The organism is Novosphingobium aureum (assembly GCF_015865035.1).
Lineage (GTDB): Bacteria > Pseudomonadota > Alphaproteobacteria > Sphingomonadales > Sphingomonadaceae > Novosphingobium > Novosphingobium aureum.
Genome location: NZ_JADZGI010000003.1, coordinates 295,004 through 310,474, shown reverse-complemented (window position 1 = coordinate 310,474; position 15,471 = coordinate 295,004). Strand labels below are relative to the sequence as shown.

Sequence of the window (15,471 nt, the reverse complement as noted above, 5' to 3'; positions counted from 1 at the left end):
CAGCTTTGAGGCGGCTATCGGCAAATAGCTGCCGTTCCGGACACGCCGACATTGCTGTCATCAACGCCTTCAGCCAGAATGAAGCCATGAACGAGGCTGAAATTTTGAACAAGCTGCATCGCCTTGAAGTGACTGATAGTCACTTGGAACGAAACTCGCTCGCACTGGAGCTTTCTGATACGAAGGACCCAAGTCTTTTTTGGCATATCGTAGAACTAATTCAGAGGCCGGAACTCGTTAATAATCGCGGGACGCTGGTATACTGCCTCGGAAACTACGACTGTTCGTCGATAGTCGATTTACTGGTGGAACTTGCTGAATCTGGCAACTTCGAAGTCTCGGCAGGAGCAGAGATTATCTTGAACGAACAGCGGCTCCGTTAAGCCCTTTCTGATGTCCTCTTCCCCCCGCACCAGAGCCATTCGGGCCGGGAAGACTGTTCCCCATTTCCTGCCGTTCAGTCAGGCGCTGTCTATGCAAAGCCGAAGGGCAGCTTTCGGGATCGTCGGAATAGCCGTTGAGCGACTTGAATGGGCGCTTAATTGCCCCTGTCTCGCTTCGATAAGCCAGAGCAAGCCTCACGCCAAAACCGCGCACTCCCGGTGGGAAAATCCGGCCCCATCACTCCGAACACGCGGCTATTTCGGAGCGCAGCCACATCGTCTCCGACAGATTACTGCCGCCCGAGCGGTCCAGCAGGATGGCGAGCGCCGTGTGCCTGGCTTGGCGTGCGCCGGGATGGTCGGGCTCGGCGCCGAGCACGATGTCGCACAAGTGCAGTGCCTCGAGCGGGCGGTCTTGTGCGGCATGGTCCGCAGCGCGCCGGGCGAGGGCATCGGCTCCGGCGAGCGCGACGAGGTCGGCGTCTACCGCGCTGCGCGGCACGCCGTAGAGCTCGGTGGTGCTCTCGTAGCGGAACCAGCCTGCCTGTTCGTGCCAGATCGCCTTGACCGTCCAGCTGGTCTTGCCGTGCATCTCGGCGATGGCGATTTCCTCGGGCACGGCGATCTCGCGCATGAGTTCGTGCAGCGAGCGGCCTGCGTTCATGCCCGCGATGGTCGCCTCACGCACGTGGCTGACGGCGGCGTGGACCCGGTCGAGGTCGGCGCGGATGCGTGCGGCACCGCGGATCGGCTCGCCATGGCCGGTGACCACGATCTCGGGTTCGAGCGCGCGCACGCGTTCGAGCGAGGCGAGGAAGGTGCGCACCGAGCGCGGGCGGTCGCCGCGAAGCGTGTTGAAGTTGGGCATCGAGAGCCAGACCGGGCCGAACAGGTTGCCGGTGAAGGCAATGCGTTCGTTCGGCAGCCAGACGGTGAGCGCGTCGGTGGTCTCGCCCTCGGGGGTGTGGAGCAGTTCGATGCGCCGCTCGCCCAGCGTGAGCGTGCAGGGCTCGGCGATTTCTTCTGGGCTCACCTCGGGCGGCGGCGCGGGGTTCGCGCCGCGCTTGAGCGTTGCCCCCCACAGCTTGCGCGAGCGCGGCGCGAAGAAGGGCTGGAGGCGTTTCATGTCCTGCCAGTTGGCCGCGAAACCGGGCCCGCCGAGCAGTTGTGTGCCGTCTTCGCGGAAGGTGTCGAGGCCGCCGAAATGGTCCGCATGGCTTTGTGTGAGGACGATGGCGCGCAAGGGTCCCTTGCGGTGCGGGGCGAGCAGGGCCGCGTTGCGCGCGGCATTGTCCATGAAGCCGGTGTTGATCATCAGGTCGCCTTCCTCGCTCGTCACGAGATAGGCGTTGGAGATGTCGCGCACGCCGAAGATGCCCGGCGCGATGTGGTCGGCCTGCGTCTGCGTGTCGCCCTGCCGCACGAGGCTGGCCAGCGCGGGCTGCTCTTTTGCGGCACCTTCGGAGGCCGGGGCGTTCATCGCGCGTCCCCGAAGGCGATCATCACCTTGCCCGATTGCGGCGAGGCGGCGATGGCGAGGCCCTCGATCACCTCCTCGAAGGGCAGGGTATGGCTGATCATCGCCGCGATGGTGTCCTTGAGGCGCGGCATGGCGGCGATGACCTCGGGCATTTCGGTCGGATAGCCGACTGCCGAGGTGATGGTCATCTCGGTGGTCAGCATCGGACCTGCCGGAAGCTCGATGGGCTTGAGGTAGGCGGCGGTGATGACGTGGCGGGCATGGGTCTTGGCGAGGCTTACCACCTGGCCGAGGATCGCGGGCCCGCCTGCAGCGTCGATATAGGCGTCGGTCTGCGACTTCTCCTTGCCGAAGACGCTGACCGTGCCGTGGATCTGCTGGATCCGCGCCGCGACGTCCTCGCTGCCCGGATCGATGACGTGCGCCCCCAGCGCTTTCGCGCGTTCGAGCCGGTCGGCCGAGAGGTCGAGTGCGATCACGTCCTTGCAGCCGCGGTCGATCGCCCAGAGCACCATGCCAAGGCCGATCGGGCCGCAACCGAAGATCACGATCTTCTCGCCTTCCTTCGCCTGGGCGCGGTTGACGCCGTGGAGCGCCACCGCGAGCGGTTCGCACATCGCGGCGACTTCGTAGGAGACGCCCTCGGGGATCGGCAGGATGTTGACCCCGGCGATGCCGTCGCGCACGAGCAGTTCCTCGGTGAAGGCGCCTTCCGGACCGCCACTGCCGATGTAGCTGGGGGTCATCATCGGGTTGACGATAACGCGCTGGCCCGGGCTTACGCCGCTCACCTTCTCGCCCACCTCGATCACTTCGCCCGCCCCTTCGTGGCCGAGCGCGGTCAGCGTGCCCGGCGCGGGGATGCCGCCGTGCTTGATGTAGGAGAGGTCCGAGCCGCAGATGCCCACCGCCTTCATGCGGATGACGACATCGGCGGGACCGGCGCCGGGGCGCTGGTAGTCGTCGAGCCGCACGTCGTTCACGTCGTGGATCGTCAGAAGTTTGCCCATGGGTTCTCTCCTCACATCGGCCGGACGAGATAGGCGCCGTCGATCACGATGGTGTCGCCGCTGTGCCAGCGCGAGGCATCGGAGGCGAGGTAGGCGCCAATGCCCTCGAAATCCTCGGGATAGCCCTCGCGCGGGATCGGGGTGCGCTCGGCGAACATCTTGGTCACCATCTTGGATTGCGGATTGTCCATCATGCCGGTGACGACGTAGCCGGGCGCAATCGCGTTGGCGCGGATGCGGTATTTACCGAATTCGACCGCCATGCCGCGGATCATCGCGCCCAGCGCCGCCTTCGAGCCTGCGTAGCTCTGCTTGCCCGCGAGCCCCATGAACATCGACAGGCTGCCGCAGGCGACGAGGCTGCCGCCCGGTTCTCCGTTCTCGGCGCGGCGCACCATCGCGCGCGCGCCCTCGCGCAGGGTGAAGAAGGCCCCGTCGAGGTTGAGGTTCATGATCTGGCGATATTCCTCGGTGCTCATGTCGAGCAGGCTGCGCGAGGCGGCCGACATGCCCGAGTTGGCGAAGACACAGTCGATGCGGCCCATGTCGTCCAGAAGCTGGCGATAGCCCTCGATGATCGCGCCCTCGTCGGTCACATCGACCTGCTGGCACGACACGCGCGGTGCGCCCAGTGCGCGCAGTTGCTCGGCGGCGGCGGCATTGCGCTCGGCATTGCGGCCCCACAGCACGAGGTCGCCCCCCATCTGCGCGACGCCGCGTGCGAAGCCGAGGCCGATGCCGCTGTTGCCCCCGGTTACCAGCGTCACCTTGCCGCTGCAGTCAAACAGGCCGGAACCCATCCACGCTCTCCCATATCGATCTGGTTGTCTTGGTGCTTTTGCGGCTGAGATCATCATGCGTTTGCGGGGGCGTCCAGCGAGGCTGGCTTCAATCGCGCAAGCGATATGGGCGCGCGGGTGCTTGTCGCGTCACTGCGTGCCGGGTCAACTTGCCGCAAAAGCGGGGCCTGCACACGGGCACCCGAAACGAGGGAAGGGATGCAATGGACGCACGCACCAAGTCCGGGCTCAACGTCGACCAGCTGATCGAGACGGCCTGTTTTCGCACCGGGCGTGACGATTTCGGAAGCGACAGCTTTCGCGAGGGGCTCGAGATTCTCGTCGGCGACATCAACGCCGACGACAGGCCCGCACCGCTGGTCGAGCGCTTCCGTGCCGACCTGATCCAGAACCTCGCGCTGCGCCTCAAGACGATCGACTATCTCAAGGCGCACCCCGAATTGACCGAGCGGCGGGTGGAGAAGCCGGTGTTCGTCTTCGGGGTTCCGCGCACGGGCACGACGCTGCTCTCGAACCTGCTCAATGCCGACCCGGCGCGTCGCTCGGCGCTGACCTGGGAGATCGAGGACCCGTTCCCGCCGGTCCGGGCGGGCGAGCTGACCAGCGACATGCGCGCGGTGAAGAAGCTCGAGCAGGAAAAGATGATGCTCGAGGCGATGCCCGAGATGGGCAAGTACTACCGCAATTCAGCGGTCTATCCCAACGAGTGCATCTTCTTCATGGCTCACGACTTCAAGGCACTCAGCCTCGAGTCTCGCGGCAAGCTGCCCAATTACCGCGACTGGTACTTCCAGTGCGACATGACCAGCGCCTACCAGTATCACAAGCAGTTCCTGCAGGTGCTCCAGCATCATCAGGGCGGGGTGTGGAACCTCAAGATGCCCAGCCATGCGCTCTGGCTCGATACCCTCAAGCAGGTCTATCCCGATGCCCGGCTGATCTGGACCCATCGCGATCCGCTGACCGCGATGGGCAGCTTCTGCTCGATCATCAGCCTTGCGCACAAGGGCTATACCGGGCGTGTCGACAGCGAATGGATTGCCGACAACTGCACTTTCCAGGCGGTCGAGCACGCCAATCGCATCATGGACTACCGCGAGGCGCACGGCCACGACAGCATCATCGATGTCCATTATGCCGATCTGGCCGCCGATCCGCTGGAGGGCATGAAGGCGCTCTACGCTGCGCTCGGCGACGAATGGACACCCGAGGCCGAGAAGGGCATGGCGAACTGGCTGGCGGCCAATCCGCAGAACAAGTTCGGTCGCCACGAGTACAAGCTCGCGCAATTCGGTCTCGACGAGGCCAGCCTGCGTCCCAAGTTCGATCGCTACCTTTCGGCCTACGACGTGGCGCGCGAGGGATGAGCGGGTCGTCTCCCGATCCCCTCCCTCCCCAGCCGGGGCCGGGTGCCCGGCGGCGCACGCGCAATCCTGCCGAGACGCGCCGGCTGATCCTCGAGGCGGCAACCTCGCTGATCGCGCAGCAGGGCATCGACGCGGTCAGCCTGTCGGCGGTGGCGCATCTTGCCGGGATCAATCGTGGCACGGCCTACCAGCACTTTCCCTCGCGCGACGAGCTGGTTCGTGCCGCGATGCAGTCGGTCTCGGACCGGATGATGCGCGCGGTGTTCGGACCGCCCGAGGCGGTGGTCGAGCGGCGGGTCGAGGATGTCGACGTGCCTGCGACGATGTACCGCCTCGTCGCCTTCGCCACCGAGAACGCGGATCTGTGCCGCTCGTGGCTGCTGCAGATCCTGGCCTCGCCCGATCCCACCGCCGACCCTTTCTGGCGTGAGTTCCACGGCTCGCTGCACCGCTTCACCGAGACCGAACTGGCACAGCCGCACGTCGATTCAGACGCGATGGGCGTGCTGGTTCTTTCGGGCATCATCCTGTGGCCGGTCTGGGTCAGCGCCCATGCCGCCGACGAGGGCGACCGCGCCAAGCTCGCCTTGCGCATGAGCCGCGAGATCCTGCGTCTCTCGATGTTCGGCTCGATGAAGCCCGAGAAGTTTCCCGAGGTGTTCGCGCGCCTCAGCCGCCCGATCAGTCCCGAGGACGAGGTCGATATAGCGGGCGGGCGATGAATCGCGCCGGTGCCGGTTTCGCTGCTGAAATTTGCCCGCGCCTTTGCAAGATTGCCCGCCAACCAGAGCAACACATCACGAATTGGGGAAGATCGCCATGTTCAAGGCCATCCAGATCGCGAAGACCGACGCGGGACAGCAGGTCTCGCTTACCGAGCTCGACGAGAGCGCGCTGCCCGAGGGCGATGTCACCATCGACGTCGCCTACTCCACGCTGAACTTCAAGGACGGCCTCGCGATCACCGGCTCGAGCCCGGTGGTGCGCATCTGGCCGATCGTGCCGGGCATCGACCTCGCCGGAACCGTGCGCGAGAGCAGCAACCCCGACTACAAGGCGGGCGACAAGGTCGTGCTCAACGGTTGGGGCGTGGGCGAGACGCACTGGGGCGGGCTTGCGCAGGTCGCGCGGCTCAAGGGCGACTGGCTGGTGCCGCTGCCCGGCGCCTTTTCCGAGAAGCAGGCCATGGCGATCGGTACTGCGGGCTACACGGCAGCGCTGTGCGTCGATGCATTGGTCGATGCAGGCGTCACGCCCGAGCAGGGGCCGGTTCTCGTCACCGGGGCGACCGGCGGTGTCGGTTCGGTGGCGATCGCATTGCTCAAGACTGCGGGCTTCACCGTCCATGCGCTGACCGGCAAGATGGCAGAGGCCGACTATCTCAAGGGTCTCGGCGCCGACGAAGTGGTCGACCGCGCGACGATGAGCGAGAAGGGCAAGCCGCTGCAGAAGGAACTGTGGGCGGGCGTAGTCGATACGGCGGGCAGCTTCACGCTTGCCAACGCCTGTGCGCAGACGAAGTACGGCGGCGCGGTTGCGGCCTGCGGTCTGGCACAGGGTTTCGACCTGCCCGCGACCGTCATGCCCTTCATCCTGCGCGGCGTGCGCCTGCTCGGCGTCGACAGCGTGATGGCGCCCAAGGCCAAGCGGCTCAAGGCCTGGGAGCGCCTCGCGCGCGATCTCGATCCGGCCAAGCTCGAGGCGATCGGGCAGGAGATCGGCCTTGGCGATGCGATCGAGGCGGCGGCCAAGTTCATGTCGGGCGAAGTGAAGGGCCGCTACATCGTCGACGTCAACGCCTGAGCGGAGGCGATCATGGCGCAGGCAGACGGCAAGCCGACGGGGCCGCTCTCGGTCATCCATGGCCCTCCACTCGATGAAGAGCAGGGCCTCGGCGCGCTGACCATGTCAGGCTGGCTGGCCGAGGTCTGCGCCGCGGGCGGCGAGGACGAGGCACTGGTCTTTCACGAGAACGGCAAGCGCGTTTCCTGGAGCTATGCCGAGCTGTGGGCCAAGGCCAATGCCGTGGCGCGCGCGCTCCTTGCCTGCGGCACGGGCAAGGGCACGCGCGTCGGCGTACTCATGACCAACCGGCCCGAGTTTCTCGCCGCGACTTTCGGGGCGGCGCTGGCCGGCGCGGTCGCGACGACGCTCAATACCTTCTCGACCCAGGCCGAGCTTGCGCATCTGCTGAAGGCTTCGGGTGTCTCGGTGCTCCTGATGGAGCGCAAGGTGCTCAAGAAGGACTTTGCCGCGATGCTCGGGGCGATCGAGCCGGGCATCGCTCGGGCGGGCGAGGGGCCCTTGCGCGCAAGCGGGTTGCCGTTCCTGCGCCATGTCGCGGCTGTCGGCGCGGATACGGGCGAGGGCCTGATCGAGGACTGGGACGCCTTCCTGGAACGCGGTGCAGGTATCGATCCGGCACTGGTCGAGGCTGCTGCTGCCAGCGTCACGCCCGCCGACACGGGGGTCTTGTTCTTCTCTTCGGGTTCGACCGCCATGCCCAAGGGCATCTTGTCCTCGCATCGCGCGGTCGCGCTGCAATTGTGGCGTTGGCCCCGTTTCTACGCGACCGGCAAGGACACGCGCACCTGGTCGGCCAACGGCTTCTTCTTCTCGGGCAATTTCGGGATGGCGATCGGCGGCGCGCTTTCGGCGGGCGGGACGCTTGTGCTGCAGTCGACATTCCAAGCGCCAGAGGCGCTCGAGCTCATGGCGCGTGAGACGGCGACGATGGCGCTCGCCTGGCCGCACCAGTGGGCCCAGCTCGCTGCTGCACCCAATTTTGCAGATGTCGATCTTTCGGCGATGAAGTACGTCTCGGCTGCCAATCCCTTCGGCCAGCATCCCTCGATCACGAGCGACTGGGACGAGCCGATGTCGGCCTACGGCAATACCGAGACCTTCACGATCAGCGCGATCTACCCTTCGGGCACGCCGCTCGAGGAACGCGCGGGATCGAGCGGCCTGCCGCAGCCGGGCATGACCTTCAAGATCGTCGACCCGCTGGGCGGGGAGACCGTGCCTCTTGGCGAACGCGGCGAGATCGCGGTCAAGGGCCCGACGCTGATGATGGGCTACCTCGGCATCCCGCTCGACGAGACGCTCGACGACGAGGGCTTCTTCCGCACCGGTGACGGCGGGCGGGTCGACGAGGTGGGGCGCCTGTTCTGGGAAGGGCGCCTCAACGACATCATCAAGACCGGCGGCGCCAATGTCTCGCCGCTCGAGATCGACGCGGTCATCCGCCAGTGTCCGGGGGTCAGGGTCAGCCAGACCGTCGGCGTGCCGCACGACACGCTGGGCGAACTGGTCGTCACCGCCGTGGTCGCGCAGGAGGGTGCGCAGCTGAGCGAGGAAGCTGTGCGCAGTTTCGCGCGCGAGACGCTCGCCAGCTACAAGGTGCCGCGCCGGGTGCTGTTCTTCTGCGAGGACGAACTCAAGACCACGGGGTCTGCCAAGATCAAGACCGCGGACCTTCGGGTGCTCGCGGCGAAGCGCCTCGAAGGAGAGCCGGCATGAGCGATTACGAAGCGATCCAGAACCTCAAGGCGCGCTATTGCCAGGCCGCCGACAGTTCGCCCGAGGATCGCGACGCGGCGATTGCCCGGCTCATGGCGCTCTTCGCGAGCGACGTGCGGGCCGACTACGGCTTTGGCGAAATGGACGATCCGCAGGCGATCTGCACGATCCTCACCGACAAGATCGGAGGGGGCAGCGAATGGATGGTGCACAACATCCACTCGCCGCTGATCGAGATTGCCGGAGACGAGGCCAGCGCAGCCTGGACCGTCAACGTGCGCATGAAGCGGCGCCAGACCGGCAATATCGACTTCGTCTTCGGTCGCTACCGCGATCGTTTCCGCCGCGAGGACGGAGAATGGAAGATCAGTCGGGTCGCCTTCGATCGCTACGAATAAGACAAGAAACAAGGGAGAGAAAATGACCAGGTTCGGCAAGTCCGCCCTCGCCGGGGTGGCGCTGATCGCGCTTAGCGCCAATGGCCCCGATCGCACCGTCCTGCCGATCCCGGCGCCTGCCTTCGATGGCAAGATTGCCGAGAACGAGGCCGATGCGACGCCGGGCACCCCGTTTCGCCTCGCCGCGCCGAGCGATGCTCCCAATGTGTTCCTGTTCATGAGCGACGACGTCGGGCTCGCCATGGCGAGCACTTTCGGCGGACCGGTGCCGACCCCCAATCTCGACCGCATCGCGCAGGCAGGGGTGCGCTACAACCAGTTCCACACCACCGGCATCTGCTCGCCCAGTCGCGCGGCGCTGCTGACCGGGCGCAATCACCACGATGTCGGCTTCGGCCACCTCGCCGACCTGCCCTCGACCTTCCCCGGCTATACTGCCGAAATCCCGCGCGAGACCGCGCCGCTGGCAGAAGTGCTCAAGCTCAACGGCTACAACACCGCGATGTTCGGCAAGACGCATAACGTGCGCCATGCCGATGCCAGCGTGGCGGGCCCTTTCGACCAGTGGCCGACGGGGCAGGGCTTTGAGTATTTCTGGGGCATCGTCGGCGGCGACAGCGACCAGTACGAGCCGGCCATCTTTCGCGGTACGACCCGGCTCGACGACGTGGGCCCCGGCGCGCCGATGATGGATGCGCGCATGGCGAGCGAGGCCATCGACTGGGTCCACAACCAGCAGGCGGCCGCGCCCGACAAGCCGTTCTTCATGTATTATGCACCGGGCTCGACCCATGCCCCGCATCAGGCCCCGCCCGAATGGATCGCGCGCTTCAAGGGGCGCTTCGACATGGGCTGGGACGAAATGCGCAAGCTGAGCTTTGCGCGCATGAAGCAGCAGGGCGTCATCCCCGCGAGCGCCGAGCTGACTGAACGTCCGGAGCAAATCACGGCCTGGGACAGCCTTTCGCCCGCGCGCAAGGCCTTTGCGGCGCGCTCCATGGAAGTGGCCGCGGCGATGCTCGCCTATCAGGACGCGCAGCTGGGGCGTGTGCTCGACGAACTCGAGCGCACCGGCGAGGGCCGCAACCTGCTCACGATCCTAGTCATCGGCGACAATGGCGCGAGCGCCGAGAGCGGCAACGAGGGCACGCTCAACGAACTGGGCAAGATCAACGGCCTGCAGGAGGACGAGGCCTGGCTGACCGCCAATCTTGATCGCATGGGCGGGCCGCTGACCTACGAGGCCTATCCGGCGGGCTGGGCCTGGGCGATGAACACGCCGCTGCGCTGGACCAAGCAATATACCTCGATGCTGGGCGGCATCCGCAACGGCATGATCATGCGCTGGTCCGACAAGGGCGAGCAGCGCGCCGCCGCGCCCGGATCGGTCTGCCCGCGCTTCGGCCATCTCGTCGACATCGCGCCCACCGTGCTCGAGGCTGCCGGACTGCCTGCGCCGGAAACGGTCAACGGCATCGCGCAGCGTGCGATGGACGGCAAGAGCCTGCTGTCCAGCCTCTCGCGCTGCGAGGCCGACCACGAACGCACCCAGTACTTCGAGATGGGGGGCAAGATCGGGCTGTGGCACGATGGCTGGTTCCTGTCGAAGGACGATGGCCGCACGCCCTGGATGATGGTCCCGCCGCCCGGCGAACCCCATGCCTGGGAGCTCTACAACCTCGACGAGGACTATTCGCAGGCGCACGACGTCTCCGCACAGAACCCGGACAGGCTCAAGTCGATGATCGCGCTGTGGCAGGAGGAGGCCCGCCGCAACCAGGTCTTCCCGCTCGATCACCGCTTCGGCTTCGCGCGGGCAATGGGCCATCGCCCCCCGGCGAAAAGCGAGTTCGAATACTGGGGCAAGGGCGTGAGCGTCCCGGCACAGAGCGCACCGATGTTCGCTGGCCGCTCGTTCACCCTGACAGCGGACATCGCGCCTACAGGGGCGCAGGCATCGGGCGTCGTCGTCGGCTACGGCAGCCGCTTTGCCGGGTGGAGCCTCTATCTCGACAAGGGCCATCCGGTGTTCACGTATGCCGCCTCGACCAATCCGGCGGACATCGTGACCATTCGCAGTTCGAAGCGCGTCACGGGCGACGCGCCGCTGGTCCTGCGGCTCGAGACGCCGGGCCCGAGACAGGGCGCGACACTGGCGATCCGCTCGGGCGAGGAAACGCTGGCGACAGGCGAGGTCGCGCGCACCTTCCTGATGCCTGCGGGGCTTGGCGAAACCCTCGATCTCGGGCGCGATCTCGGGGTCGACGTAACCGACTATCCCGGCGGCAAGGATGCCTTCGAGGGAGAAATCCGCCACGTCGCGATCACGCTCGATCCGCCCCCGGTCCGGGCACGGCCCCAGACGAACTCGGGTGCAGGCACGGAAGGACACCAGTGATGGCACGATTTGAAGACAGCACGGTCATGGTCACGGGCGCCGCCGGTGGTCTTGGCCTCGCCATCGCAACGGCATTTGCGGTGGAGGGCGCGCATGTCGTTCTAGTCGATCGCGATGCCGGGCGGCTCGAAGAGGCGGCGCAGGCGCTGCGCGCGCAGGGCGCGACGTGCGAGGCGCACCCTGCTGACCTCGGGGACGAAGCAGCGATCGTGCAGCTGTGCGCGGCGTTTTGCGATGCGCACGAGCGCCTCGACGTGCTCGTCAACAATGCCGGGCTGGCCTATGGCGAAGTGGCCAATGGCTTCTTCGGCCTCGGTCTTGCCAAGTGGCAGCACTTTCTCGCGATCAACGCGATTGCCCCGCTGCTTCTGGCGGAGCACTTGCGCGCGCCGCTGGCTCGCGCGGGCGGGCTGATCGTCAACCAGTCCTCGATGGCGAGCCATGTTCCGGGGACCGCCTATGGGGTGACCAAGGCGACGCTCAACGCCATGACGTTTGGCTTGGCCAGCCAGCTTGCAGGCGATGGCATCCGCTGCGTCGCGATCGCACCGGGCCTGATGGAGACCCAAGCAAGCCTTGGCGCACTGGGCGAGGACACGATGCGCGGTCTCACCGAGATGCAGCTTGCGCCCGCAAGGCGCGGCACGCCCGAAGACATCGCCAATGCCTGCCTGTTCCTGGCCTCGAAGGAGGGCAGCTTCATTAACAACACGGTCTTGCCGGTCGATGCGGGCAACCGGCTGCGCGGCTATCGGGGCTAGCGGAAGGAGCCTAGCCCCGCGAAGGGGGCGCTTCATCGTGCCAGTGCGCGCGGCGCTCCTGCACCGTTTCGAGCGCCTTGGCGCCCCAGCGGGCATTGGCACCGAGCAGGCGGATGCCGAACTCGGTAGCGTTGCGGAATTCGAGCAACTCGACACCCTGCGCCCCGGCTTCGTAAGTATAGGGCACCGAGTTGCCGACGAAGAAGCCGTCGCCCGGGCCCAGCTCCTCGGTCCCGATCCTGAGCGAGCCTGCGAGAATGTAGTAGAGGCAGTCGCAGTCGTGGCTGTGGCGCGGCAGCGGGTAGCCCGACTTGAACCAGACCCGAGCCAGGCTCATGCCTGCGCCACTGAACAGCAGATCATTGTCGGACCCCTCGTAGATGCCGGCATCGACCAGCGCCTGGACGCTGTCGGGGTCGAACGTGCCCGGTTCGGGCGGGGACATCGCGCCGCTGGCATCGAAGTCGATTGCATCGCTGCCGCGATAGACAGCGAACCTGGGATTGTCATTGCTCATGAAACCACTGGTTCATGGCGATGCCGCGCAGGTCAATGCAGGAGGCCTAAACATCGCCGCACCAGCAAGTTGACTGGCCGCACGCATCAGTTGTCCGTATAGGAACTAGGGGTATTTCACGGGCATAACGCCAGCGCGATAATGTCGCGCAAGGCATTTGAACTGCAAGAAGGCTCTCGTACCAGTCACAGTGCAAATGGCGTCGCAGAACGTCGGACTGGGTGCGAGGGGTTCAACTGCTCCGGAGGGCTTCTGGCCTGCCGGCATTGTCGGCCCCCCAAAAACGAAAACAACCGCAGAAGCAGACAAACAGGTCGGCTCTGTGCGAAACGGGAGATGGAGATGGGTTATCTGGCGAAGCTTCTGGCCGCTTCAGCAGTCTGTGCTCTGGCACAGCCGGCTTATGCGCAGGAATCGGACACGTCGCCCCAGGTCAGGGATGACCTTATGCTCGATGCGATCGTCGTGACCGCACGCCGTCGCTCGGAAGACGTGCAGGACGTTCCGCTGGTCGTGAACACGGTCACGGCAGAAGAATTCTCCAAGCTCAACATCCGCGACTTCACCGATGTGCAGCAGCTCGTGCCGGGCCTCCAGCTGGGCACGACGGCCAATTCCTTCGGCGCCAACGCGCAGATCCGCGGCGTCAACTTCGAGGTCAACGCGAGCGGCTTCAACAACACCATCGAATTCTACCAGAACGATGCGCCGATCCTGCCGCAGGTCGTGTTGCAGCAGACCTTCGACATCGCACAGGTCGAAGTGCTGCGCGGCCCGCAGGGCGCGCTGCGCGGGCGTGCCTCGCCGTCGGGCTCGATGATCGTGACCACGCACAAGCCCGATCTCTACGAGGTCGGCGGCTATCTCTCGACCACGGCCAACGACATCGGCACGCTCAACTTCAACGGTGCGATTGGTATCCCGGTGATCGAGGGGGTCGCCGCGATCCGTGTTGCGGGCATCTTCGCCGAGGACGAGGTCGACCGCGTCACCACCATCAACCCGGTCTTCGAGGGGCGCGATCCCTTCTCGCGCACGCAGGGCGGGCGCGTCACCGCGGTGGTGCAGCCGACCGACTGGCTGCGTCTCGAAGGCGGCTACCAGCGCACCGAGCGCCGTCGCCGCAACTTCGACCAGGTGGAATCCTTCAGCGAGGTCAGCGACCTGCTCGGCCCCAGCCCGGTCACCGTCGTCGCCGGCGATCGCAACGCGATCACCGAAGACGGCCGCCACAGCCGCGAGAAGTACGACATCTTCAACTGGCAGGCCCAGCTCAGCTTCGCGGGGCAGAGCCTGATCTACGTCGGTTCGCACCTCAAGCAGGATATTTCGAGCGACGAGTCGCTTGATCAGGGCGGCTACTTCACCAACTTCGAATATAGCCAGTTCACCGCAGGCGGGGCCACCGCCAACAGCCACGAGATCCGCCTCCAGAACGAGGAAATGGTCTTCGGCATGTTCGACTACGTCGTCGGTGCCTTCTTCCGCGACACGCATTCGACCAATGGCGTGCTGCGCGACGGTCCGATCACCTTGCCGGCGATGCTCGGCGGCGGCGTGGCTGCGCTGACGCAGCAGGACATCACTTCGGTCTCGATCACCGACGAGAAATCGTTCTTCGGCAACCTTACCCTGCATATCGGGGATTCGACCCAGATCTCGGGCGGTCTGCGCTACATCACCTTCGACAGCACGAACACCATTACGCTCAACGCGGTCAACCGGCTCGATCCGGCGGATCGCAGCCTGCTGGTCTCGATGCCGCTCGGGCTCGGGCTCAACTCTTCCGAGATCGATACCGACAAGCTGATCTACCAGGCTACCGCGCAGCACTACTTCACGCCCGACGTGATGATGTACGCCAGCATCGGCAGCTCGTTCCGCCCGGGCCTGTTCGCGGTGGGTGATTTCAGCGTCAACCAGTCCGCGCTCGAACGCTCGTTCCAGCAGACCGACGACGAGAGCTCGACCTCCTACGAAATTGGCCTGAAGACCACGCTGATGGGCGGGCGCATGCGCTTCAACGTCGCCGGCTACTATCAGGAATTCAAGAACTATCCGTACCGCGCGCCGGGCATTGGCGTCTACTTCGTGGACTACGCCTATGACCAGGCGACGCAGACGGTCAATCCGCGCGTCAACGACTTCAACTTCGTTGCCGCGGTTCCGGTCGAGGTCTGGGGTCTGGAGGGCGAATTCGCCTTCGAGGCGACCTCGAACCTCAATCTCAGCCTCGTGGCTTCCTATGCCAACGGCAAGATCAAGAACGGGGTCATTCCCTGCAACGACTTCATCAATCCCGACGGGTCTCCGGACTCCCCTCCGGGAGCACCGAGTCTCGGAGATATCTATGGCGTTGTCGGCATGGACAATATCTCGGCCTGCACGGTCAACCAGCCCTCGTCGAACCAGCCCAAGTTTACCGCAACCGCCATGGCCGAATATGCCTATCCCTTCTCGGACAGGGTCGATGGCTTCCTGCGCGGCCTCTACACGTTCTACGGCAAGGGACAGGGTGACCCGACCAATGCCTGGGACAGCGTCGATGCCTATGGTCTGCTCAACCTGTTCACCGGCATCCGTGCACCGGACGGTGGCTGGGAAGTGAGCCTGTTCGCCAAGAACCTGTTCAACGTCGAGCGGGTGACCGAGCGTTCCCTGCCGCTCACGAGCCAGTTCCAGACCCTCCCGCTGGAGGGCTTCGGACCGACCGGGCCGGTGTTCGGATCGCCTCAAAACGCTACCTTTACCAGCACTTACAACCAGATCCGCATGACCGCCCCGCGCGAGTTCGGGCTGAGCGTGCGCTTCGCCTTCGGTTCGCGCTGATCGCGC

The 15,471-nt window shown here is 65.6% G+C and carries 13 protein-coding genes; 9 read left to right on the top strand and 4 right to left on the bottom strand.

Going from position 1 to position 15,471, the window contains the following annotated elements; genetic code table 11:
- The first annotated feature begins 86 nt into the window (after positions 1-86).
- On the top strand, positions 87-383 hold the full coding sequence (locus tag I5E68_RS16940; protein ID WP_197166204.1) for a hypothetical protein: 297 nt from the start codon (positions 87-89) through the stop codon (positions 381-383).
- A gap of 238 nt (positions 384-621) precedes the next feature.
- Here I5E68_RS16940 and I5E68_RS16935 read toward each other — a convergent pair whose 3' ends face one another.
- The 3 genes from I5E68_RS16935 to I5E68_RS16925 are packed head-to-tail and all read right to left on the bottom strand — an operon-like array spanning position 622 to position 3,673.
- Positions 622-1,863: an MBL fold metallo-hydrolase gene (locus tag I5E68_RS16935; protein ID WP_197166201.1), complete on the bottom strand. Its 1,242-nt coding sequence runs from the start codon at positions 1,861-1,863 to the stop codon at positions 622-624.
- Positions 1,860-2,873, bottom strand: a complete 1,014-nt coding sequence (locus tag I5E68_RS16930) for a zinc-dependent alcohol dehydrogenase (protein ID WP_197166191.1) — start codon at positions 2,871-2,873, stop codon at positions 1,860-1,862. Before I5E68_RS16930 ends, I5E68_RS16935 begins: the two co-directional genes overlap by 4 nt.
- Positions 2,874-2,884: 11 nt before the next feature.
- Positions 2,885-3,673 carry an SDR family NAD(P)-dependent oxidoreductase gene (locus I5E68_RS16925; protein WP_197166189.1) on the bottom strand — a complete coding sequence of 263 codons (789 nt, stop codon included), beginning with the start codon at positions 3,671-3,673 and terminating at the stop codon, positions 2,885-2,887.
- A 203-nt stretch (positions 3,674-3,876) separates the two neighbouring features.
- Between I5E68_RS16925 and I5E68_RS16920 the strand changes: the two genes are divergently transcribed.
- From I5E68_RS16920 to I5E68_RS16890, 7 genes are all read left to right on the top strand, one after another.
- Positions 3,877-5,040: a sulfotransferase family protein gene (locus I5E68_RS16920; RefSeq protein WP_197166186.1), complete on the top strand. Its 1,164-nt coding sequence runs from the start codon at positions 3,877-3,879 to the stop codon at positions 5,038-5,040.
- Positions 5,037-5,762 carry a TetR/AcrR family transcriptional regulator gene (locus I5E68_RS16915; protein ID WP_197166184.1) on the top strand — a complete coding sequence of 242 codons (726 nt, stop codon included), beginning with the start codon at positions 5,037-5,039 and terminating at the stop codon, positions 5,760-5,762. Before I5E68_RS16920 ends, I5E68_RS16915 begins: the two co-directional genes overlap by 4 nt.
- Before the next feature lie 97 nt (positions 5,763-5,859).
- Positions 5,860-6,843 carry an acrylyl-CoA reductase (NADPH) gene (acuI, locus tag I5E68_RS16910; RefSeq protein ID WP_197166182.1) on the top strand — a complete coding sequence of 328 codons (984 nt, stop codon included), beginning with the start codon at positions 5,860-5,862 and terminating at the stop codon, positions 6,841-6,843.
- 12 nt (positions 6,844-6,855) lie between these two features.
- Entirely contained in the window at positions 6,856-8,562 is a 1,707-nt protein-coding gene (locus tag I5E68_RS16905; RefSeq protein WP_197166180.1) for a class I adenylate-forming enzyme family protein, read from the top strand.
- Entirely contained in the window at positions 8,559-8,960 is a 402-nt protein-coding gene (locus I5E68_RS16900) for a nuclear transport factor 2 family protein (RefSeq protein WP_197166178.1), read from the top strand. The genes I5E68_RS16905 and I5E68_RS16900 overlap by 4 nt, the downstream gene beginning before the upstream one ends.
- A gap of 22 nt (positions 8,961-8,982) precedes the next feature.
- Positions 8,983-11,358, top strand: coding sequence for an arylsulfatase (locus tag I5E68_RS16895; protein ID WP_197166176.1), 2,376 nt, complete (start codon positions 8,983-8,985; stop codon positions 11,356-11,358).
- Positions 11,358-12,119 (top strand): SDR family NAD(P)-dependent oxidoreductase, encoded by a 762-nt coding sequence (locus tag I5E68_RS16890; protein ID WP_197166174.1) that lies wholly within the window; start codon positions 11,358-11,360, stop codon positions 12,117-12,119. The genes I5E68_RS16895 and I5E68_RS16890 overlap by 1 nt, the downstream gene beginning before the upstream one ends.
- A 10-nt stretch (positions 12,120-12,129) precedes the next feature.
- Here I5E68_RS16890 and I5E68_RS16885 read toward each other — a convergent pair whose 3' ends face one another.
- Entirely contained in the window at positions 12,130-12,636 is a 507-nt protein-coding gene (locus tag I5E68_RS16885; RefSeq protein ID WP_197166172.1) for a cupin domain-containing protein, read from the bottom strand.
- Positions 12,637-13,083: 447 nt separating this feature from the next.
- On the opposite strand from I5E68_RS16885, the gene I5E68_RS16880 reads away from it, so the two are divergent.
- Positions 13,084-15,465 (top strand): TonB-dependent receptor, encoded by a 2,382-nt coding sequence (locus I5E68_RS16880; RefSeq protein WP_228727295.1) that lies wholly within the window; start codon positions 13,084-13,086, stop codon positions 15,463-15,465.
- Positions 15,466-15,471 lie beyond the last annotated feature (6 nt).

Coding starts and splice junctions, on each gene's coding strand:
- I5E68_RS16890 (WP_197166174.1), top strand. CDS start 11,358: ATGGCACGATTTGAAGACAGCACGGTCATGGTCACGGGCGCCGCCGGT.
- I5E68_RS16920 (WP_197166186.1), top strand. CDS start 3,877: ATGGACGCACGCACCAAGTCCGGGCTCAACGTCGACCAGCTGATCGAG.
- I5E68_RS16925 (WP_197166189.1), bottom strand. CDS start 3,673: ATGGGTTCCGGCCTGTTTGACTGCAGCGGCAAGGTGACGCTGGTAACC.
- I5E68_RS16930 (WP_197166191.1), bottom strand. CDS start 2,873: ATGGGCAAACTTCTGACGATCCACGACGTGAACGACGTGCGGCTCGAC.
- I5E68_RS16885 (WP_197166172.1), bottom strand. CDS start 12,636: ATGAGCAATGACAATCCCAGGTTCGCTGTCTATCGCGGCAGCGATGCA.
- I5E68_RS16935 (WP_197166201.1), bottom strand. CDS start 1,863: ATGAACGCCCCGGCCTCCGAAGGTGCCGCAAAAGAGCAGCCCGCGCTG.
- I5E68_RS16895 (WP_197166176.1), top strand. CDS start 8,983: ATGACCAGGTTCGGCAAGTCCGCCCTCGCCGGGGTGGCGCTGATCGCG.
- I5E68_RS16905 (WP_197166180.1), top strand. CDS start 6,856: ATGGCGCAGGCAGACGGCAAGCCGACGGGGCCGCTCTCGGTCATCCAT.
- acuI (WP_197166182.1), top strand. CDS start 5,860: ATGTTCAAGGCCATCCAGATCGCGAAGACCGACGCGGGACAGCAGGTC.
- I5E68_RS16880 (WP_228727295.1), top strand. CDS start 13,084: ATGCTCGATGCGATCGTCGTGACCGCACGCCGTCGCTCGGAAGACGTG.
- I5E68_RS16900 (WP_197166178.1), top strand. CDS start 8,559: ATGAGCGATTACGAAGCGATCCAGAACCTCAAGGCGCGCTATTGCCAG.
- I5E68_RS16915 (WP_197166184.1), top strand. CDS start 5,037: ATGAGCGGGTCGTCTCCCGATCCCCTCCCTCCCCAGCCGGGGCCGGGT.
- I5E68_RS16940 (WP_197166204.1), top strand. CDS start 87: ATGAACGAGGCTGAAATTTTGAACAAGCTGCATCGCCTTGAAGTGACT.